The sequence below is a fragment of the Hyphomonas sp. KY3 genome (genome assembly GCF_017309975.1).
Classification (GTDB): domain Bacteria; phylum Pseudomonadota; class Alphaproteobacteria; order Caulobacterales; family Hyphomonadaceae; genus Hyphomonas.
This window is the reverse complement of sequence record NZ_CP022271.1, coordinates 2,389,858-2,412,059: the sequence shown is the minus strand read 5'-3', so window position 1 is coordinate 2,412,059 and position 22,202 is coordinate 2,389,858. Positions and strand designations below refer to the sequence as shown.

Genomic DNA, 22,202 nt, shown 5'->3' with positions numbered 1-22,202 from the left:
GAACTAGATCGGAAGTTGCAGGTGTAAAGGGGCGGTGGCGCGCTGGGCTAGCCGTCGGGCCTATGTGGGCTCTGTAGAGCATCAGGGCGACGATGATCATTCCGCGAATCGGGGTGACATCCTGTTTCAAAGGCCCATCTATCAGTGAGCGAGTGTTTCAGGAGACCGTCCATGCGCCAATCACGGCGAGCGCCCCCCATTATCAATGCGCCTCCCTTTGTAACCGCATTGGCGCTCGCCATTGTTGCAATGCACGGACTGAGACTCATCACAGGCTCCGCGCTGGACCCGCTTTTCGTGGATATAGGCGCAGTCTTCCCGGATCGCTTCTGGGGCTGGATAGGCGGTTCTCCCATTGCTGGAGGCTATGCTCCGTATGGAAATGCGCTGGATGCGCTGATTCCCCTTGCGGGAACGGCGCTGGTTCACGGCAGCTGGTCCCATGTCCTCATGAATACAGTAATGCTGATTGCGGTCGGCAAGCCGGTCTATGCTGTGATCGAGCGAATCGCGCGATCTCGCCTCAGCATCAATCTGGCCTTTCTCGGCCTGTTTGTGGCGAGCGTCGTGGGTGGCTCCGTTGCCCATCTCCTGGCTCACTATCCGGATGGGCCACCGGCCATTGGGGCCTCAGGTGGCGTCTCCGGCCTGATTGCCGGGGCTCTGATGATCCAGAATGGGCTTCCCGTCAGGCTTCTGGACCGAAAATTCCTGACGACGAGCGCGGTCTTTTTTGTCGGCAACCTGATTCTCGCCTTCCTGGGGCCTTCGCTGTTCGGCTCGGCAATCGCCTGGCAGGCCCATATTGGTGGATACATCGCCGGGGCCCTGTTGTTCCGGTACCTCGCACGCAATCTCGGACGGGCACAATTTCACGCCTGATCGCGTCATGATTGGAATTATGATAGGCTTTCTGAAAATCAGGCACTCAAAAAAGGGGCCGTATGCACAGGGAGGCAATGGATGACCATCGACCAAATTCTCAAAGACAAGGGTTTCGCCATCATTTCGGTGAAGGCCGGTGAAACATTGGCGGCCGCAGCCCGCACGCTGGATGGAAAGCGAATCGGCGCGGTGGTCGCGTTGGACGCTGATGGCACCATCATCGGCGTATTGTCTGAGCGGGATATTGTGCGCCATGTGGCGCGTCAGGGCGCCATGGCGCTGGAATTGAACGTTGGCGACGCGATGACACGCGACGTGATCAAGGTCGAATCGACCACCAAGATAGATGACGCGTTGCAGCTTATGACCGACAGGAGGATTCGTCATTTGCCCGTCATGACAGACGGACGCCTCGTCGGGGTGATCTCGATCGGGGATCTGGTGAAGTGGAAGATCGCTGAAACGGAAGCTGAAGCAGAAGCGATGAAATCGTACCTGTCCGCTCAGTATTAGGGGGCAGCCCCCGTATTCATTGGGCTTTTGGGATTGGCCGGCAGGAAGCCGCGACAAGCTTCCGTCTTTTTCCTGCAGTTTTGTGATGAATTCCTGCATTAGGGGGTTGCCGCATCCGGGGGGCGGGGGTACATCGCCACCTCCGCTGACGAGGCCTTCGGGTTTCAGACGCGGGGCCCGGTAACGGCGCACCTGATTGGTTCGGAAGTTTTCTAATCTTCCCCAGACAGAGCTCGATATCGGTTCCCTGAAAATCGCTCGGATCTGCGAGCCGGACATGTTCGGCCAACGGGATCTTTTGCGCTGTAAACATAGCAGGATGGATGGTTAAACATTCTACTGCACACAGCGCAGAAAAGGGTGTTGACGGGAAGAACGGCGGTCCATATAAGCCGCCACTCGCTGACGAGTTCTTCGGATCTCTGAGGCGGCCCGGCACCGGGTTCTCTGAATGGCTTGGAAGTTTCTATTCTTCCCCAGTCAGAGCGTTGATGTCGGTTCCTCGAAACGCTCGAATTTGCGGGCCGGATGATTTCGGCAGGCTGGTTCATTTGCGCCAAAATTGAAGCGGAAACGGTGCCTGGCACCTAACTGCAGAAGAGGCGGAAAAGAGTGTTGACGGGAAGAAGGGCGGTCCATATAAGCCGCCTCTTCCGCAGACGACGCCCTCGGGCATCTGAAGCGGGCCCGCTGAAAAGCTCACCTGATTGGTGAAAAAGTTCTTGAACTTTTCGTCGAACAGGGGCTATATATGCGGTTCCTCGAAACGCTCGAATTTGCGAGCCGGATCTTTTCGGCAAGTGGTTCTTTTGCGCTTAAATTGATGCGGGAACGGTGGTTAAACACTCAACTGCAGAAGGCGCGAAAAAGAGTGTTGACGGGCTAAGCGGCGGCCCATATAAGCCGCCTCTTCCGGACGGGCCCACGGGCTTCTGATGGAGACCTTCGGAGCTTCGGTTCCAGCTGTTTGACATCGTAAGAGATTAGGAAGAGAAACGCAGGCGGCGTGATGGCTTGCGGACACGGGCTTCGGCCACGGTCCAAACGATCGCGACGGATGCGTTTCTTAAGAGAAAATTCTTTTTCCATCGGTTGGGTTTCGGCCCGGCCTTTGTGACTAAGGGTTTCTCGTCAAAGAACGCAATACTTGATGCTTAACAGCTAAAGTAGCCGTCCATATTCCAATGGATGGTATCGTCAGATCAACTCAACTTGAGAGTTTGATTCTGGCTCAGAACGAACGCTGGCGGCAGGCTTAACACATGCAAGTCGAACGATATAGTGGCAGACGGGTGAGTAACGCGTGGGAACGTACCTTTCACTACGGAATAGCTCTTGGAAACGAGTGGTAATACCGTATACGCCCTTCGGGGGAAAGATTTATCGGTGAAAGATCGGCCCGCGTTAGATTAGCTAGTTGGTAGGGTAATGGCCTACCAAGGCGACGATCTATAGCTGGTCTGAGAGGATGATCAGCCACACTGGGACTGAGACACGGCCCAGACTCCTACGGGAGGCAGCAGTGGGGAATCTTGCACAATGGGCGAAAGCCTGATGCAGCCATGCCGCGTGAATGATGAAGGCCTTAGGGTTGTAAAATTCTTTCGCTAGGGATGATAATGACAGTACCTAGTAAAGAAGCCCCGGCTAACTTCGTGCCAGCAGCCGCGGTAATACGAAGGGGGCTAGCGTTGTTCGGAATTACTGGGCGTAAAGCGCACGTAGGCGGACTTTTAAGTCAGATGTGAAATCCCGGGGCTCAACCTCGGAACTGCATTTGAAACTGGAAGTCTAGAGACCAGGAGAGGTTAGCGGAATACCGAGTGTAGAGGTGAAATTCGTAGATATTCGGTGGAACACCAGTGGCGAAGGCGGCTAACTGGACTGGTACTGACGCTGAGGTGCGAAAGTGTGGGGAGCAAACAGGATTAGATACCCTGGTAGTCCACACCGTAAACGATGAGAGCTAGTTGTTGGCAGGCATGCCTGTCGGTGACGCAGCTAACGCATTAAGCTCTCCGCCTGGGGAGTACGGTCGCAAGATTAAAACTCAAAGAAATTGACGGGGGCCCGCACAAGCGGTGGAGCATGTGGTTTAATTCGAAGCAACGCGCAGAACCTTACCTACCCTTGACATACCGATCGCGGTTTCCAGAGATGGATTCCTTCAGTTAGGCTGGATCGGATACAGGTGCTGCATGGCTGTCGTCAGCTCGTGTCGTGAGATGTTGGGTTAAGTCCCGCAACGAGCGCAACCCTCATCCTTAGTTGCCATCACGTTTGGGTGGGCACTCTAAGGAAACTGCCGGTGGTAAGCCGGAGGAAGGTGGGGATGACGTCAAGTCCTCATGGCCCTTACGGGTAGGGCTACACACGTGCTACAATGGCAGTGACAATGGGTTAATCCCCAAAAACTGTCTCAGTTCGGATTGTCGTCTGCAACTCGACGGCATGAAGGTGGAATCGCTAGTAATCGTGGATCAGCATGCCACGGTGAATACGTTCCCGGGCCTTGTACACACCGCCCGTCACATCATGGGAATTGGTTCTACCCGAAGACGCTGTGCTAACTTCGGAGGCAGGCGGCCACGGTAGGATCAGTGACTGGGATGAAGTCGTAACAAGGTAGCCGTAGGGGAACCTGCGGCTGGATCACCTCCTTTCTAAGGATGCTTCTGGATTGCTTTGCTCACGCGAGGCTCTAGAGCTCTATAGACAGTCCACTTTGATGGACAAAAAACTATGCGGCTATCGCGCCGTCTCCGTTTCTCTTCCTTCGTTCGTTGTTCAGGCTTGCTTTCAGTTAGTCTGGATACTAAGCGAGCCCCGCGGGCGCTTTATCGCCTGTCTTCGACTTTGACCGCGATGGGCCTGGCCCTGACTTGGTCACGGGCCGGTAGCTCAGGTGGTTAGAGCGCACGCCTGATAAGCGTGAGGTCGGAAGTTCAACTCTTCCTCGGCCCACCATCGAAGCCTGCGGCAACGCAGGGCAGGGCACGCGACCTGGCGGGATGCCAGACTACGGGGCCATAGCTCAGTTGGGAGAGCGCCTGATTTGCATTCAGGAGGTCGTCGGTTCGATTCCGTCTGGCTCCACCATTTGCTTGGTGGGTGTACGAACGAAAGAAGTTTAGTCCGTTTCTGGGACCTCAGGGTTCCAGGATGTTTGTTATCGTAAGGGAAAGATTGATCCGGCTGGCCGCCACCCCTCGTGGGTCTGCGTCACCAGCCTCAGCCGAATAACCGGCCGCGCAGCAATGTGCGGTATTGGTAAAGGGTCAGTCTGCAAGAAACCAACATGTCTGATCGAGATCCAGTGTGTGGAGCGCAAATGCGTTTTCCACTGCACATGGATTTCAAATAACGATCAAGCGTCAAAAGGGCATCCGGGGGATGTCTTGGCGGTAAGAGGCGATGAAAGACGTGGCACTCTGCGATAAGCACCGGGGAGGCGAGAGCACCCTTTGATCCGGTGATTTCTGAATGGGGAAACCCATCTCCGAGATGTTGGATAATTCGAGCGCTTCGGCGCTCGACCTGTCTAACATTTCAATAGTGAGATATTTTAATCTGAATACATAGGGTTAAAAAGCGAACCCGGGGAATTGAAACATCTAAGTACCCGGAGGAAAGGACATCAATTGAGACTCCGTTAGTAGTGGCGAGCGAACGCGGACCAGGCCTGGTCTGAAATAAGGAGAAGTATCTGGGAAGGTACGCCGTAGTGGGTGATAGCCCCGTATCCGTAAAATGAAGACCTTTTAGAGTAGGGCGGGACACGTGAAATCCTGTCTGAACATGGGGGGACCACCCTCCAAGCCTAAGTACTCCTTACCGACCGATAGTGAACAAGTACCGTGAGGGAATGATGAAAAGAACCCCGATGAGGGGAGTGAAACAGATCCTGAAACCGGATGCCTACAAGCTGATGGAGCTCTTCGGAGTGACATCGTACCTTTTGTATAATGGGTCAGCGACTTAGTGTTGCGTGCAAGCTTAAGCCGATAGGTGTAGGCACAGCGAAAGCGAGTCTTAATAGGGCGAATGAGTACGTAGCATTAGACCCGAAGGCAAGTGATCTAGATATGGGCAGGCTGAAGGTGCAGTAACATGCACTGGAGGGCCGAACCGTTGAGCGTTGAAAAGCTCTCGGATGACCTGTGTCTAGGGGTGAAAGGCCAATCAAACTTGCTGATAGCTGGTTCTCCGCGAAATCTATTTAGGTAGAGCGTCACGATTAGACTCTGGGGGGTAGAGCACTGAATGGGCTAGGGGTCCTCACCGGATTACCAAACCTTCTCAAACTCCGAATACCCAGAAGTTATGCGTGGCAGACACACGGCGGGTGCTAACGTCCGTCGTGAAAAGGGAAACAACCCAGACCGCCAATTAAGGCCCCTAAGTAATAGCTAAGTGCGAAACGATGTGGAGGTGCTGAGACAATCAGGAGGTTGGCTTAGAAGCAGCCATCCTTTAAAGAAAGCGTAACAGCTCACTGATCAAGCGCCTCTGCGCGGAAAATGTATCGGGACTAAAGTTATTCGCCGAAATTGCGGACTCGAAAGAGTGGTAGCGGAGCGTTCCGTAAGCCTGTGAAGGTGAACCGTGAGGTTTGCTGGAGGTATCGGAAGTGAGAATGCTGACATGAGTAGCGACAAACAGGGTGAGAGACCCTGTCGCCGAAAGACCAAGGGTTCCTGCGTAAAGCTAATCTGCGCAGGGTTAGCCGGCCCCTAAGGCAAGGCCGAAAGGCGTAGTCGATGGGAACCACGTTAATATTCGTGGGCCAAGGGATGAGTGACGGATTTCGAAAGTTGTATTCCCTTATTGGATTGGGAATGCAGCCTGGAAGTTCCTGGAAATAGCCTCCCTATTAGACCGTACCCGAAACCGACACAGGTGGTCAGGTAGAGCATACCAAGGCGCTTGAGAGAACTATGTTGAAGGAACTCGGCAAATTACCTCCGTAACTTCGGGAGAAGGAGGCCTCAATCTGGGCAACCAGGTCTGAGGGGCACAAAACTGGGGGTTGCGACTGTTTATCAAAAACACAGGGCTCTGCGAAGCCGTAAGGCGACGTATAGGGTCTGACGCCTGCCCGGTGCCGGAAGGTTAAAAGGAGAAGTGCAAGCTTTGAATTGAAGCCCCGGTGAACGGCGGCCGTAACTATAACGGTCCTAAGGTAGCGAAATTCCTTGTCGGGTAAGTTCCGACCTGCACGAATGGCGTAACGACTTCCCCACTGTCTCCAACATAGACTCAGCGAAATTGAATTCCCCGTGAAGATGCGGGGTACCCGCGGTCAGACGGAAAGACCCCGTGAACCTTTACTACAGCTTCACAGTGGCATTAAAGAACTTATGTGTAGGATAGGTGGGAGGCTTTGAAGCAGTGTCGCCAGATGCTGTGGAGCCAACCTTGAAATACCACCCTTAATTTCTTTGATGTCTAACCGCGCCCCTGGATGGGGCCGGGACCCTGTGTGGCGGGTAGTTTGACTGGGGCGGTCGCCTCCTAAAGAGTAACGGAGGCGCGCGATGGTAGGCTCAGACCGGTCGGACATCGGTCGTTGAGTGCAATGGCATAAGCCTGCCTGACTGTGAGATCGACAGATCGAACAGAGACGAAAGTCGGTCATAGTGATCCGGTGGTCCCGAGTGGAAGGGCCATCGCTCAACGGATAAAAGGTACTCCGGGGATAACAGGCTGATGATGCCCAAGAGTCCATATCGACGGCATCGTTTGGCACCTCGATGTCGGCTCATCACATCCTGGGGCTGGAGCAGGTCCCAAGGGTTCGGCTGTTCGCCGATTAAAGTGGTACGTGAGCTGGGTTCAGAACGTCGCGAGACAGTTTGGTCCCTATCTGCCGTGGGTGTTGGATACTTGAGAGGATTTGTCCCTAGTACGAGAGGACCGGGATGAACACACCTCTGGTGGACCTGTTGTGGCGCCAGCCGCATTGCAGGGTAGCTATGTGTGGACTAGATAACCGCTGAAAGCATCTAAGCGGGAAACTAACCTCAAAACCAGGTATCCCTGAGAGCCGTGCAAGACCAGCACGTCGATAGGCCGGGTGTGGAAGCGCAGCGATGCGTGGAGCTAACCGGTACTAATTGCTCGATAGGCTTGATTGTTGAAATTCATGTGTAGTTGAAAGCGTATTTGCTTCTACACAGTCTCGATAAAGAACATGTTGGTATAATATCCCTGACTGGTTTCCGCCGACCCGGTGGTTATGGCAGGGGGTCCCCACCCGATCCCATCTCGAACTCGGTCGTTAAGCCCCCTTGCGCCAATGGTACTACGTCTTAAGGCGTGGGAGAGTAGGTCGCTGCCGGGTCCGCAGAGCCCAGTCAGACAAACTTGCAGACACATCTTTCCATTACGACGATTTTGGTCGCTTTTGCGGCCTGCCGCCGGGATTTTCCAGGCGGATTTGTCCGGCCCTCGCGGCCGGATTTGCATTTAAGGGGTTACCCTCCTAAATGTAACTACAAGCTGACGCGGGATGGAGCAGTCCGGTAGCTCGTCAGGCTCATAACCTGAAGGTCGTAGGTTCAAATCCTACTCCCGCACCCAAACTGGCCCTCGATGTCCTCACGGATATCGGGGGCTTTTTCTATTGGGCCCGGAGTTTCAAGCCTGTCTCGCTGGGATCACTGCGACAGTGAATCGAGAGATACAGACGAGCCGCTTATGCTCGTCCGTAATTCGGATCGACCAGATCTGAGTTGTGCGGCCAAGCGCTTCCGGTGTCGCAGTGGCATAGACATATCCATCCATTACAGGGCGGACATGGTTGGCATTGATCTCCAGGCCGACACCGACCTGATCGCCGGAGTTGAGCGTAAGATTGGCCGCGATAGACCCAACCGTTTCTGCGAGGGCGACAGACGCGCCGCCATGAAGACGGCCATGGGGTTGCACAGTCCGACCATCGACAGGCATTCGTGCGGTCAGGGAATTCTCCGTCGCTTCGATCACCTCGATCCCCAAGTGTTCTACAAGAGTCGCTGTTTTGAAAGTATTGAGAGCCTGCGGTTCAGGCAGCCCCTTTTTCCATATTGTCATTGATTGTGCTCCGAAATCGACTGTCTTCGAAACACTATCTAACGAAGCTTTCTTGGAACGTCGCCGATGACGCCACGGCAGAGTGGGAAGAGGTCTGCAATCAGGTGTTGCGAGTGAGCTTGCGCTGAATTCGCTTCGTCGCGCTGGATATGATCTTGGGGTACGACTCGGGCAGCAGGCGCGATAACCGGTCGAGTTGCTTGGCCTGCGGCGTCACGACGATACGGCACTTTCCTTTGGCGACGCCCCTCAGAATATCCATTGCCGCAGCATCCGCTGGATAGGTTAGAAATTTCTTTTCGTATACTTTCAGAACCTTCATGGTCTGCTCGCGTTCTTCGGCTGTCATCCTGGCGAGGTCTGCTTCTTTCGCCTTGGCGATGTTTGTTTTGACGCCGCCCGGATGAACGACAACCACTTGAAGATTGGACCCCGTAAATAGAGCATCTGTCCGGATTGCCTCCGTCAGTCCCCGCACAGCGAACTTGGTTGTGCAATAGATCGCCACATTCGGCTGGGCGACCAGGCCATTGAGGCTGGAGATATTCACGAGGACACCAGAGCCACTGCTCTCCAGATGAGGCATGAAGGCGCGCGAGGCATGAAGAACGCCCATCAAGTTAATGTCGATGACTCTTTGGATTGTCTCTAGAGACGTGTCTGCGATCGAACGTCCGCCGCCAGAGATTCCCGCATTGTTGTAGAGTTGATGGATCGCTCCGAACTTGGCGAGAATGGCTTCCGGGTACGCATAAATCGCCGCGCTGTCGGCAATGTCGAGTATTTGGCTATGAACATTAGCCCCTTCGGCTTCCAACATGATCCGAGTTTCTTCAACGCCTGTGGGGTCAATGTCGGAGATTGCTAGCTGAGCGCCAAAACGCGCTAGCTCCAACGACAGCTCCCGACCAATGCCGCTGCCGGCTCCTGTAACCACACATGTCTTGCCTGCGTAGGTATTGATCATTTGACGTATCCTGACGGTCTTGTGCTGGGGAATGTATCGCTGAGACTAGGAGAACTCGAGAGCAGGATCGATGACTTTGCCACGCTTGAACAAGGCAATATCGCTTGTGTAGTCAGATGACATTTCCCACGGGTAGGCCTCGCCTTGTTTTGGCATGGAGATTACCGCGCGCTGTACGTACCCTGCGCCGAAATCCATCAGGGGGCGCGTGACGATCTCGCCCTCCGGGCGCTTTGGAATGCAGATTTTTTTGCCCTGTCGATCCATCTCTGCCAGCAACTTGCAGAGATAGCCGCATACCAGCCCCACTTTCAGGGTCCAGGAGGAGTTGGTGTAGCCGATTGCAAAACTATAGTTCGGCACCCCATCCAGCATCAGGCCCTTGAATACCAGATGCTCTGACACGTCGACCGGCTTTCCATCTACCTCAAAGTCTATGCCGCCCATCATTTTCAGCTTTAGTCCGGTGGCAATGATGATCGCATCCGCATCGACGTGTTCGCCTGACTTCATCTGGATACCAGTTGGGGTGAACTTCTCGATATGCCCCGTTACAATGGACGCTCTCCCTGCAGATATGTCCCGGAAAAAATCAGCATCGGGAACAGCGCACAGTCTTTGATCCCACGGATTGTAGGGTGGCTTGAAATGCACATGCACGGGATAGTCCGCAGGCAGGTGCCTGCGATTTGCCTTTCGGATCAACCGTCGAGCCCGATCCGGGAATTTCTGGCAGTATAGATAGAACCAGCGTTGTAACCGTGTATTTTTCCACCGGGTCAGGCCATAGGCAAGTTTGGTCGGCAGCCACTTGTTTAGCCACAACGCCAATTTGTCCTGTTTCGGTCTTGGCATGATATAAGTCGGAGTGCGTTGCACCTGAACGACGTGCGCAGCTTCGTCTGTCATGGACGGCACCAGCGTGACGGCCGTGGCACCGCTGCCGATCACCGCTACGCGCTTTCCGGAATAGTCGAAGTCTTCCGGCCAGAACTGCGGGTGGATCTTTGGACCCTTGAATGTTTCTTCACTCTCGAAGACAGGTCGAAATCCTTCGTCATAATCATAGTAGCCCGTCGCACCGAACAGCCAACGGCATTTTCGAGTCTCACGCTCGCCGGTTTCGCTGTTTTCCATTGTGACTGTCCAAAGCGCGTCATCACTGTCCCACGACGCGCTCACGACCTTCCGATTGTAGGAGATCCGCTCCAGCACATCGTACTCTTCCGCCGCCTCTTCGAGATAGGACATGATTTCATCGGCCGACGCGATGGCGTTGGGGCTGGTCCACGGTTTGAAGTCATAGGAAAACGTATAGAGGTCAGAATCCGAGCGAATGCCGGGATATTTGAACAGATCCCAGGTTCCGCCGAAAGTTGCCCGCGCTTCCAAGATCTCCCAGCTCTTGCCTGGTAGCTCGCGCTGCAGATAGCAGGCGCAGCCAATTCCGGAGATTCCTGCGCCGATAATCAATACATCAAGCGGTTTTGCGGAAAAAGCAGGATTGATTTTGTTCGGCATGGTCGGTCTCCATCAGACTGCACGATCAACCTATTGCAGAAAAAAGAAAATGTGCGAAACGTACAGTTGTTGGTTATAATAGGTGCATGATGAACAGTTTTGATCAGCGGGTAGACGAGCTATTGCGACAAGGGGCTGAGCGCGTTCTGAAGGCGCCTCAGTCCTGGCGCGACGAGGTCGGCAAGGCCGTCGTGGCGGCCATCGACTCCGAGAATATGCCCTTTATAGAAAGCGTTATTCGCAGGGAAAACCTGATTGGCGTTATGCATTGGGCCAACTCCATCCTGTCTGATCCGAATGGGCCGATCACGCCGGTCATTTCCTCCGAACTATATGCCATCATCCGCGAGCAGGTCCGCAAAGGAGAGCTCGACATTTCTCTGAACGGGTACCGCGTGGCCCAAAACATTACCTGGCGGCGCTGGATGCGCATTGTGTTCGATCTGACATCTGACAAAGACGAGCTTCAGGCCGTTCTGGACCGGTCGGCCCGCAGCATCGGCAATTATACCGATGCGGCGATTGCCATCCTCTCCAGATACATTGACGCCGAGCGGGCTGAACTGGCGAAAGGGGCCCCAGCACTGCAGCGGGAAGTGCTGCAGCAAGTGCTCAGTGGAAAGCTTGCCGATCCATTCTCGGCCGGGCAACGGCTCGGTTACAAGTTTGATCGACCCCATACAGTTGTCCGCATCTGGACAAGTGAAATTCAGCGAGACAGTGATCTTGTAAATCGTGCGGCAGACCGGATTGTGCCTATATTGGGGTGCGCTCCGGGTTTGCGGATTGAAGAGGGGGAAAGCTCGCTATTCTTGTGTTTCGATCAGCCTATTGACTATTCGCGTCTTGAATCGGACTGTCCCGATGGCGTAATGGTCGCGGTGGGGCAAGCTGGACAAGGGTTTTCGGGTTTTCTGGAGAGCGCAAATTCCGCTCGAATGGTGCAGATGATCCTTGCGAATGCCCGAAACGGCCGGCGCGTGGCCGATCATGAACTCGTTAGACTTCAGACCATACTGGTATCGGATGACGGTGCATTTCAGCATTTTGTGTCAGACGTGCTCGGTGACTGTCTCAGGGCATCGCAAGACCTCAAACACAACTTGCTGATGTACCTCAAGCAAGGGTGCAACGCTGCTTACACGGCTGAACAGCTTGGCATTCACCGGAATACGCTGAATCGGCAATTGGACCGGGTCAATGATTTGCTGCCTCAGCCCTTGGGCGATGCCAACCGGCTCAACATTGCCGTCGCACTGGAAGGACTGCTGTGGCGTCCGTAGAGGAGCAGGGTGGCCAGGCTAGACGGATCCATACGCACCAATTCTCAGTGCATAGTCATATCGATACTTTGGCGTTCAGAAGGGCTGCCGGGTCACTGCTTCCGCCGACATGAATCGTATGTGCGCCCGGCTCGATGCGCCAGCTTCGCGTGTCGGAGTCGTAGTATTTCAATTGTTCCACTGGCACCTGGAACCGGATTGTCCTGCGCGTACCCGCATCCAACGTGACACGTTCAAAGCCGCGCAGCAATTTGTCCGGCCGGTAGACCAGGTCGCCGGGGAATCCGATATAGAGCTGAACAATTTCTGTCCCAGCAACGTTTCCGGTGTTAACGAGTGTGACTTCAGCTTCAATTCCCTCAGGCGTGCGCCGTGCTTTCAGGGCACGGTAGCCAAATTGGGTGTAGGATAAGCCATGTCCGAACCGGAACATGGGGGCAGTATTAGTGCTCTCCAGAAGCGTGTAGCCATGAAGTGGGCCATACTCGATCTCGTCTGCATCCGGATCGAAGAAGGGGTAGTCCTCTTCTGAATGCGCGACCGAGAAAGGAAGCTTTCCTGATGGATTGACGTCACCATACAAAAGGTTCGCCAATGCCGCACCGCCTTCCATGCCAGCGTAGAAGGTTTGTAGAACGGCTCCGGCCTTGTCGGCCCAATCGCAAATAATGGCAGATCCACAAACCAACACGACGATCGTATTCGGATTGTTCTCCGTAACCGTGTCGACAAGTGCCTGTTGAGGGTCGGGCAGGCGCAACTTCCGCCGGTCTCCACCGCGGTCTTTCCCGCTACCAAGCGGTCCGGAATTTTCGTCAGCCTTGTTCCCAGACGATTCGGTCTGGGTGCTAAGGTTTCCCGGAATGAATTCGCCTTCGTCATCTGCGGTGGTCCCGACAATTACAATGGCGACCTCGGCATTCCGTGCGGCGGCAGCGGCTTGCTCTAAATCTGTTTCATCGCCCGCCAATGCCAGGTCTTTCTCAAGATAGGCGGAGAGCCCCTGAAGAGGAGTGATTACATGCGGGGGCCTGACCGTAGAAGATCCGTGATCGCCTGTATTGGCGACGGTCGCGAGACTGCCAAAGACGGATATCTCACTTGCCTTTTGCAGAGGCAGAATGCCGTTATTGGTAAGAAGTACGGCTGACTTCTCGGCAGCCTCCCGCGCAAGCAAGATATGTTCTTCGTTCGCTACCATATCCATTGTATAGGTATCGAACGGGTCTTCGGCTGAGAGAATTTTGTAAGCAGTGGTCAGGATACGTCGACACGCCGTGTCAATCACGCTTGGTGCTATCGCACCTTTTTTGACAGACTTAATCAGGTTTTGGCCGAAGTAAATCGGCTCGGGGTTTTCGACGTCCAGTCCGGCAGCAGCTCCATAAGGTTTGTATACGCCGAAAATCCAGTCAGAGTGTACAAAGCCCTCAAACCCCCATTCCCCGCGCAGAATGCCGGTAAGCAATTCATGGTTCTGGCCGCAATATTCTCCATTCATCTTGTTATAGGCACTCATCACCGTCGAACAGCCAGAATCCACAACGCGTTTGAAGTGAGGCAGGTAGACTTCGCGCAGTGTCCGGTCGTCAATTTTCACGTTGACCTTGAAGCGGGAATTCTCGATCGAATTGACAGCAAAATGTTTGACCGTTGCGGCGACGTTGTGCGTCTGGATACCAGTGGACAAAGCTGCGCCCATTTCGCCCAGATGATAGGGGTCTTCCCCATAGGTTTCCTGCGCGCGACCCCAGCCTGGATGCCGCAACAGGTTGATGCAGACCGCGCCGGACAGGTTGCAATCCTGCGCGCGAACTTCCTTTCCCATGGCTTCGCCGATGCGTTGCTCCAAATCCCTGTCCCAGCTCGCACCGCGTGCCATGGTTGCGGGAAAACATGTAGAGTTTCCGCGGGCCACACCACGTGGACCGTCCGTGAAGTAGAACGTTGGCGCACCCAGCCGTTCGCAACCACCACCAGCTTGGTAAGGTTCTGCGCCCCACTGATTGTTGGTGCGCTGCATGGATTCCATAAATCCACGGCCCGACATCATCGCAACCTTTTCTTCCAGCGTGGCGCTCTGGATAACGCCTTCGACCATCTCGCTGATATCGGTTTCGTTCAGGCCTTTGCGTGGGGTGAAGTCGGGTGTGGTGTCGCTCAAGGGTATCTCCTTGGATGCTCTAGGAGGAAGTGGCCGGGGCAGGGTGTGTGGAGCTCGATGAAAAAAGGGGAGTTTGCATCCGGTCTGGATGCAAACTCCTTCAAGGTGTGGAGACTTGACTGCCTTTCTCCATTTGGGACTGGTTAGAACTTTGCTTTCAAGCCGAGATAAATAACGCGACCGAGGGTGGATCCGTTTGCAAAACCATCATTGTCTGCGAAGAAGGGGGGATCTTCGTCAATGAGATTGTCCACGTTTAGCGTCAGTTTGAGCTCATCCACATAGTCCGGAGTCGGCAAATCGTAGCCGGCATAATAGTTGACCGTTGTGAAGCCTTCGACGCTTGCCGTCGTGCTCGCATCGTATCCTGAGTTATGGTTTATACGAACGGTTGTGTCGAAGCGATCAGCATGCCAGCCGAACGTAGCGACTGCCTTTAGTCGGCTAACGCCGAACTCCAAGCCATCTGACGTTGACGCACCCTCGAAAGGTGTAACATCTCGGTTGAGTGCATAGGTTCCGCCGAGGCTGGAGTAGAAGGATCCCATTTCAGTTGGGTGCAAATAGCTGACTTCGAAATCCAGGCCATCTGTTTCGACCGAGCCGAGATTGATACGGCGGGCATCCAGCACGACGTATGGTGACGACGTTGCAAATACAGCGGCGATGCTCGGCAACCCTTCGACCCGCAGGTCGCCTGCACGAGCGAGCACCTGTTCCAGAGTTGGATTGATATCGTACAGATCTTCATAGGCGGGGATTAGGAAGAAGGAAGGCTCAAGAATTGGAGGGACAGCGATCTGATTCTTGAAGTCCACCTTGTAGTAGGTCAGGCTGGTCCGCCAACCTTGAAGCGCACCGCTCGAGGGCACCCAGTCAAATCCGATGGTCATTGTATCAGCTTCCTGAGGCTCTATGTCAGGATTTGACCCAGCGACCACGACTGTGGGGCGGAACAGGTCGGTCGGCAGCGAGTCCGGGGCGCGTACCGGGCTGACCGGAATGATTTGATAGCGCAGATCTGCCCCGCCGACAGAGTCGTTTAGCGAAGGCGCATTGAACGATGTGCCGATGGATCCGCGAATGGTCAGATCCTCAATTGGCTTGTAGTTGAAACCGACTTGCGGATTCGTCGTGTCGCCCGCATCGCTGTATGAGTCGTGACGGGCTGCCAGTGACACTTCAAGACTGCCAGCGCCGGATTCATTCGACAGGATTGGAACCAGGACCTCTCCGAAAAAGGATGTGACCTCGCGAGAGGGGGTTGCTTCGTAGCGGGATGGATCACTGCGTGATCCTTCCAGAATTGCGGCGTCCAGAGATTCCTCGGTGTATTCTGCGCCCACTGCCAGCTTGACTGTTCCGGCTGGTAATTCGAACGCATCGCCGTCCAGTACAGACCGGATCTGGAACAATTCCTGCTCGGAAACCCCGCCCGTTGTGTAATCGCGCAAAGCCGCAAGAACTGCTGGATTTGTCTGGCTGAGATCATAGGGGTTCAGCGCAGTTAGTGGGTTTGAGGACGCCAGAGCTGCGGCTTGAAGCGCCGGGTTGATCTTGGGTTCGAGGATTTCATTGTCGCTCTTGCCGTAATTCAGTGACGAGGTCAGATTCCAGGAATCATTGATCTTCCAGGTAAGTTTGGGCGTGATGCCCCAAGCACTCAGATTTGTCGTGAATTCTTCCGTATTGGCACCAAAAACATCGTCATAACTGAAGCTGACCTGGTGGGCAGGCTCTCCCACAATGGTCTGGAAGAACGGGTTGGCTGCGGTGATCAGGCCACTACCGCTGAGGCCTGTTCCCAGAAGCAGTCCACCTCCCTGGTTGGTGACTTCGCGGTCTGAGTAGTAGGCCGTAACGTCGAATACGAGAGACTCACCAAATGACTGGGTGAGGTTGGCGAAAGCACGTGTATTTTCCTGTTCGGGATACAGGGTCGTGAAGTCAGTCTCAGCGCAACGGTTCTCGCCCGGCAGGCGGTTTGGCAGGAAGAAATGGATGTCACCGAGCGAAATATGTCCGGGCGAGCAATTCAAAACACGGAAGTCATCGCCACCGCGAGATGTATGGTCCTGCTGAACATAGTCGCGATCGCGACCGTATACTTCATCATTATTCGTATGGTTGAGCGTGATGTACGCATCACCTGACTCCCACACCTTACCGAGAGAGAGAGAGGCGTCTGAGGATTTGTACTTGTCACCGAAACCGTGACGGTAGCTGGCTTCAATACCGTCAATCTCGTTACGTGTGATGAAGTTGATCACGCCGCCGACAGCGTCAGAACCATAGGTGGCCGAGCCACCATTCGCGACAACTTCCAGGCGGCCCAGAACACCCGGTGTAATCGTTGTGACATCTGGCGCAGATTGTAGCGCGCCTGAGCCGACCAGCCGGTGGCCATTGAGAAGCGTCAGTGTGGTATCTGACCCGGCGTTCCCAAGATTTCGGATGTTGGGTCGCGGGAATGGTACGCCGACATTGCCCAGTGAGGTTGGTAGCGTATTGAAGGCATTGGTCACTTGCGGCACCCGGGCCAGCAGGTCGATGGAAGATGCTGGTGCGATCTCGGCGATGGCTTCCTGATCTATGCTGAGCACGTTTGCACCAACAGGGCTGACGCCGCGAAGCAGGGTGCCGGTTGATACCGTAACAGTAACGGTATCAAGTTCGCGCTCATCAACGCTGGATACCGCTGACGGAGTTTCGGCGACCTCTTGAGAGACCGCGACCGGCGCCACAAAGCCGATGCCGGCCAGAGCTACAGTTGTAAGTAACAGCTTGCGCTGAGTTTTGTACATTTTTTCCTCCCTTTGCACTTTTGCGTGCGTGAGCCTGTAGCTCGACTTTTTTGTGCTGGTTACCGTCAATGCGTTAAGCAGCTGATTTCTCGTCAAAACGATGCTCGCATTCATAAAAACATGTCAAGTGAAATCTTTTTGGGGCAAGCCTTGTTCTCGAAAATTATGTCCGTGGTGCAACAAACTTTCGGAGCTTCGCCGTTCAGGTCGATGCTTCCCGTTGTTCCATCCTGTATAACAGTTTGCACCTAGCAGCGCTCTTGCTGATAGTTCTCCCAATTTTCCATATCGCCGCCGATAATATTGGTTATCTCAAGGGCCATATCGACCGTTTTGCATCTGACGCTCTGCTTCTTGAACCGGTCATCTGCGAGAAATTGCTCGAAAATGACTTCGGCCGGGGGAGTATTGGCACCCATCCGGACACCACCGTCCGCCTCGGTATCGAGTATCATTAGCCGGTCTACGTCGTCTCCCGATTGCCATGCCAGCCATTTCGGAAGTGTGCCGGAGCGTCCGCGTCCTGGCTGCCCTTCATAAGCAAAATTAGCCCAGTACTCCATCATCCTTGCCGACAATAGCTCGCGGCCGGCCTTGTTCTTCTTGCTGAAGGATATGCCCATCGGATCTGAAACCTTGTCTTCAAACCCCCCGATCACAAAGGGGATCTCGATCGAATGCGACGCGCCCACAAGAAAACTGATATCGGTAGTGAGAGCCTTGCCTTGCTCATCCCAGTCGAACCGGTAGGTGTAGACAGGCGATGAGCGGTGTTTCGTCCAGTGTTTCGCAATTTCCTCTACGCCATGATAGGCCCACAAGGCGTTGGGATAGTATCCGTAGGCCTCGTAGGTTTTCCGATTTTTCGGCCAGAAGGCAATATTGAGGAATTTCCCGACCATTTCCTTGTCGAAAAAGGCGAGCCCTTTGAATTCGTCTCGTGTCGTCCCGATCATCAGGGGAACATCCCGCATTTCCGCACCATTGATCAGTGCTGATCGAATACCCTCAGACGGCACGGCGATTCCATCGTCGGAAATATCGACAGGATTGATCAGGCCAGCTGCATCAATGGCGACGGGCAGTTCCTTGTAGGCTTCGAAGATTTGCGATGCAGGCATGGCGCGGAGATGGGCTGCTAGTTGTTCAGGGGACAGCGTCTCAACGGGTGGCAAGGCGTCGGTCTCGACAAGGTGCGCAATGAACTCCTTTGACGCGGCTCCGCGCCGGCGGGATTCCAGCTCGGGTCCGTCAACGGCATCTTTGTATGAAGTGCTTCTGAAGCCTCCACTCTGCACGATAGCTTTGTGAAACAGTCCTTCCGTCAGCGGAGAGGATATCAAAGCTGCGACGTTGAAGGCCCCGGCCGATTGGCCGAATACGGTGACATTGTCCGGGTTTCCTCCGAAGGCCTGAATATTGTCCTGAACCCATTGTAGTGCAGCAACCTGATCCAACGTGCCGAAATTCATGGACTGGTCGAGTTCGTTCTCGGCGGTTGCTGCAAGCGCGGGGTGCCCAAACCACCCCATCATCGCCAGGCGGTAATTGATTCCAACGACGATTACGTCTTGAGATTGTGCCAGGCGCCCCATTTCATATTGTCCGGCAAAGCCCCAGACATTGGCACCACCATGAATCCAGACCATGACCGGCTTCGGCTCACTGCCTGCGTCCGATGGAGCCCATACATTCAGGTACAAGCAATCTTCTTTTCCGGCCAGTTCGCCTTCCTCACGGTCAGGCTCAAAACCGCTGGTCAATTGCGAGCAGCGATGAAAAGGGAAGGTCGCTTCCAGTGGCGTCTCCCATGCCTGAACTGGTCGAGGCGCGCGCCAGCGCAAATCCCCCACAGGCGGAGCCGCGTAGGGAAGTCCGTACCAAGCGAATGCATTGTCGCGCCCGCGCGTTCCGATCACCGTGCCATCCGCAAGGGTCACCCGTGTTGCTTCATCGAGTTCGTAGGTCAGGGGCGCCACGTCTGAGTCGGAATTGTCGCCGCACGCCCCAAGCGTCAATCCTGCGATGAGGGCAAGTGATATTGTTCGAATGCGTTTCATGTTCTCCCCGGAAATTGTCCGTTTCTAATTTGCGGAGAAGATACACATAAAACATTTCAATGGAAATGTTTTTATCGAATAACGGTACGATAATTTTCGGTTCCAAGACCGAGTATTAGTGGTCGTTGCGAACGAGTACGGCCATGACTGCGTCGATATGCTGTTCAATGGCGGGCTTCTTTTGCAGGTCCAGCTTGTGCAGTAGCTTGATTTCCTTGGAGAGCACAAACGGCATCTGACACATTGAAACGATAATGTAGAACATTGAGACGGGCGGCAAATCGGGCAGCAGTCCGGATTTGATTTGCTTGCGAGTCTCTTTCATCAAGATCTTGTGGGAGGGTTTGATGAAGTTTTCGGCCATCCACTCGAGTCTTGGCCCGCCGCGTACAGACTCCGAAATCATGATACGGGCATGATCAGGATTGTTCGCTGAATACTGAATGTACCGGGAGAGAAATTCCCGCATGCTTCTGACGGGATCCTCGATCTCAAGAAGCTCGGCGCCATCTTCGCCGTAAACCTCCAAGCGCAGCTGCCGGAACATCGTTTCAATGGTCTTCTTCCAGAGCTCTTCTTTTGTGCCGAAGTGATAGCGGATTGCGCCATGTGTTGCGCCAGCTTCGTCTGCGATATCGCGCGTGTTCGCGCCATCATATCCGCGCTCGGCGAATGTTTTCATGGCGACCTCGATAATGCGGGCGCGCGTCTCAATGGCGCGGGCCTGCACGGGTTGCTGCGGTGATTTCGTGTCCGTTTTCGAATTTGTCATGCAAATTCCTTACACTGGCTTCGGAGGTGGGGCCATACGGCAATCTTCATGAGTAGGCTGCTTGATTCAATTCGAAGCGAACGGTGCGTGTGACGGCATCTTCGGAATTCGCGCCAATGTGCGCTGTATAGCCGACAGGTTCGACCTGCCAAGACTGGGCGGTTGCATCATAATAGGCCAGGTCCTGAGGGGAGACAGAGAAGGCGACCGTCCTCGTTTCGCCGGGGCGAAGAGTGACTTTCTCAAACCCGCGAAGCAATTTGACGGGGCGGTCGATCAGGCTTTCGCCAAAACCAATGTACAACTGCACGGTTTCGGTGCCCGGTCGGTCGCCTGTGTTCGTCACATCGATTTCGAATGTCGGGAGGCTGTCACCTTTCGTTTGCCGGATGTCGCTATATGTGAAGTCTGTGTAGCTCAGGCCATAACCGAACGGAAAGGCCGCACGATGCCCGGATTTTTCCAAGAGCGTATACCCGTGGTACAGTCCATATTTGATTTCGTCAGCTTCCGCGTCGAAGAAGGGTAAGTGGTCTGCGTCGGCCGGGATGGAGAATGGTAGACGCCCCTCCGGATTAATTTCGCCAAAGATGACTGACGCAAAGGCATTGCCGCCTTCCATACCAGGATACCAAGTCATCATGATTGCGGCAGGCTTGTCGCGCCAGGATTCCATGATCACGGCGCTGCCAGACATTACCCCCACCAGAAGGCGGTCATTCGTATCCGACAGTTTCGCAATCATGGCTTCGTCAGATGACAACAGGGTCAGTGAGTCGCGGTCGCCGCCCCGCGACGGCAATTGTTTATCCGGATCCAGACCTTCGAGTGCTTCGTTTCCTGGAATGAATTCGCCTTCATTCTCCCAAGTGTAGCCAACAATCGCGATCACCACGTCAGCGGACTCCGCGCATTTCGTCATGCGTTTCGGGTCCGATCCATCATCGAACACAATCGTCGTGTTTGGTCCGGCGGCGGACGTCAGGCCGTTGAGCAGTGTAACTGCGTAGGGCGGATTTACGCTGGACGAGCCGCGATCACCAAGATTCACTTCGTCGGCAAGCTTGCCGATGACGGCAATCGTCTGTGTGTCGTTGGGATTTAGTGGTAGAAGGTCGTCGTTCTTCAACAGTACGAAGCTTTTCTCAGCGACTGCACGCGACAATTGTATGTGTGCGTTGCAAGCAAGGTCTTCGTCAGAATAGGTTCTGGGATCGTCGGTGCGAGCAAACGTGAACTGAGTGCGCAAGATTCGCGTCACCGCCTCGTCTATGTGCGCCTCGTCGACTTCGCCTCGCCCAACCGCGCCTTCAAGATTGCTGCCATAGAAAATGCCTTCGGGCATCTCGACATCCAGTCCGGCTGTTAGGGCGTCTGCACCGTAACAGCCCTTGACCCAGTCAGAGTGCACAAACCCCTTGAAGCCCCATTGTCCTTTGAGGATTTTCCTCAGCAGCGGAACGCTGTGCGCACAATAGTCTCCATTGATTTTGTTATAGGCGCTCATGACCGAAGCGCAGCCCGACATCAGTACCCGTTTGAAATGTGGCAAATAGACTTCATGCAATGCGCGATCGGACACGCGAACATCCACCTTGAAGCGCGAGTTTTCGATGCTGTTGACGGCAAAGTGCTTGGCGGTGGCAATGATGTTGTGAGTCTGCAGACCCTCTGTCAGTGCCGCACCCATTTCGCCAAGATGCACCGGATCTTCGCCGTAGGTCTCCTGCGCGCGGCCCCAGGCCGGATGGCGAAGCAAGTTGATACAAACCGCCCCGGAAATGGATGCACCAAGCGCTCTGGCTTCGATTGCGATGGCTTCACCAACACGGCGTTCTATGTTCCGGTCCCAGGTTGCTCCGCGCGCCATGGTGACGGGGAAGCAGGTGGTGTTTCGCTTGTGCCGTGCGCCTCTCGGACCGTCGCAGAAGTGGAGCGACGGAATGCCATGACGTTCATTGCCGCTGCCCGCAGGATAGGCGCGCTGTCCGAACTGTCGATTCTCTTCACCAAAGAACTTCTCGAAGAAGCCGTGGCCAGACAACATCTTGATTTTTTCAGTCAGCGACAGGTCATTGACGATGGTTCTGACTTCCTGCTCCAGAGCGGGGTCCAGCGGGGCCGTGTTGAAGTCCTTGTGTGCGTTGGCCATGGGGCTT

11 protein-coding genes, 3 tRNA genes and 3 rRNA genes are annotated in these 22,202 nt (G+C 54.6%); 9 read left to right on the top strand and 8 right to left on the bottom strand.

What is annotated here, in order from left to right; translation table 11 throughout:
* The first annotated feature begins 171 nt into the window (after positions 1–171).
* The 8 genes from CFA77_RS11705 (at position 172) to CFA77_RS11670 (ending at position 7,980) form a co-directional block, all read left to right on the top strand.
* Positions 172–882, top strand: coding sequence for a rhomboid family intramembrane serine protease (locus CFA77_RS11705; protein WP_206990848.1), 711 nt, complete (start codon positions 172–174; stop codon positions 880–882).
* A gap of 81 nt (positions 883–963) precedes the next feature.
* Positions 964–1,398, top strand: a complete 435-nt coding sequence (locus CFA77_RS11700; protein ID WP_206990847.1) for a CBS domain-containing protein — start codon at positions 964–966, stop codon at positions 1,396–1,398.
* A gap of 1,208 nt (positions 1,399–2,606) precedes the next feature.
* Positions 2,607–4,061 (top strand): 16S ribosomal RNA (locus CFA77_RS11695).
* A 227-nt stretch (positions 4,062–4,288) separates the two neighbouring features.
* Positions 4,289–4,365, top strand: a tRNA-Ile gene (locus tag CFA77_RS11690).
* Positions 4,366–4,421: 56 nt separating this feature from the next.
* Positions 4,422–4,497: transfer RNA gene (locus tag CFA77_RS11685), tRNA-Ala, on the top strand.
* Between the two features lie 266 nt (positions 4,498–4,763).
* Positions 4,764–7,535 (top strand): 23S ribosomal RNA (locus CFA77_RS11680).
* Positions 7,536–7,626: 91 nt separating this feature from the next.
* A 5S ribosomal RNA gene (gene rrf, locus CFA77_RS11675) occupies positions 7,627–7,741 on the top strand.
* The 16S, 23S and 5S rRNA genes sit together here with 3 tRNA genes alongside, the layout of an rRNA operon.
* Before the next feature lie 162 nt (positions 7,742–7,903).
* Positions 7,904–7,980 (top strand) — tRNA-Met (locus CFA77_RS11670).
* A 57-nt stretch (positions 7,981–8,037) separates the two neighbouring features.
* On the opposite strand, the gene CFA77_RS11665 is transcribed toward CFA77_RS11670, so the two are convergent.
* The 3 genes from CFA77_RS11665 to CFA77_RS11655 form a co-directional block, all read right to left on the bottom strand.
* Complete coding sequence (locus CFA77_RS11665; RefSeq protein WP_206990846.1) at positions 8,038–8,472, bottom strand: hotdog fold thioesterase; 435 nt, start codon at positions 8,470–8,472, stop codon at positions 8,038–8,040.
* 100 nt (positions 8,473–8,572) lie between these two features.
* Positions 8,573–9,439, bottom strand: coding sequence for an SDR family oxidoreductase (locus tag CFA77_RS11660; RefSeq protein ID WP_206990845.1), 867 nt, complete (start codon positions 9,437–9,439; stop codon positions 8,573–8,575).
* A 45-nt stretch (positions 9,440–9,484) separates the two neighbouring features.
* A complete protein-coding gene (locus tag CFA77_RS11655; protein WP_206990844.1) occupies positions 9,485–10,960 on the bottom strand; it encodes an NAD(P)/FAD-dependent oxidoreductase in 1,476 nt (491 codons plus the stop codon).
* 86 nt (positions 10,961–11,046) lie between these two features.
* Between CFA77_RS11655 and CFA77_RS11650 the strand changes: the two genes are divergently transcribed.
* On the top strand, positions 11,047–12,243 hold the full coding sequence (locus CFA77_RS11650) for a CdaR family transcriptional regulator (RefSeq protein WP_206990843.1): 1,197 nt from the start codon (positions 11,047–11,049) through the stop codon (positions 12,241–12,243).
* A gap of 55 nt (positions 12,244–12,298) precedes the next feature.
* Here the strand turns inward: CFA77_RS11650 and CFA77_RS11645 are convergent, their stop codons facing one another.
* The 5 genes from CFA77_RS11645 to CFA77_RS11625 all read right to left on the bottom strand — a co-directional run bounded on the left by CFA77_RS11645 (position 12,299) and on the right by CFA77_RS11625 (position 22,195).
* The gene (locus tag CFA77_RS11645; protein ID WP_206990842.1) at positions 12,299–14,407 is read right to left on the bottom strand and encodes a beta-glucosidase; all 2,109 of its coding nucleotides are present in this window, start codon (positions 14,405–14,407) and stop codon (positions 12,299–12,301) included.
* A 143-nt stretch (positions 14,408–14,550) separates the two neighbouring features.
* Positions 14,551–17,211, bottom strand: a complete 2,661-nt coding sequence (locus tag CFA77_RS11640; RefSeq protein WP_206990841.1) for a TonB-dependent receptor domain-containing protein — start codon at positions 17,209–17,211, stop codon at positions 14,551–14,553.
* Positions 17,212–17,459: 248 nt separating this feature from the next.
* The gene (locus tag CFA77_RS11635; protein WP_206990840.1) at positions 17,460–19,271 is read right to left on the bottom strand and encodes a carboxylesterase/lipase family protein; all 1,812 of its coding nucleotides are present in this window, start codon (positions 19,269–19,271) and stop codon (positions 17,460–17,462) included.
* Positions 19,272–19,386: 115 nt separating this feature from the next.
* On the bottom strand, positions 19,387–20,043 hold the full coding sequence (locus tag CFA77_RS11630; protein WP_206990839.1) for a TetR/AcrR family transcriptional regulator: 657 nt from the start codon (positions 20,041–20,043) through the stop codon (positions 19,387–19,389).
* A 46-nt stretch (positions 20,044–20,089) separates the two neighbouring features.
* Complete coding sequence (locus tag CFA77_RS11625) at positions 20,090–22,195, bottom strand: glycoside hydrolase family 3 C-terminal domain-containing protein (protein WP_206990838.1); 2,106 nt, start codon at positions 22,193–22,195, stop codon at positions 20,090–20,092.
* Positions 22,196–22,202 lie beyond the last annotated feature (7 nt).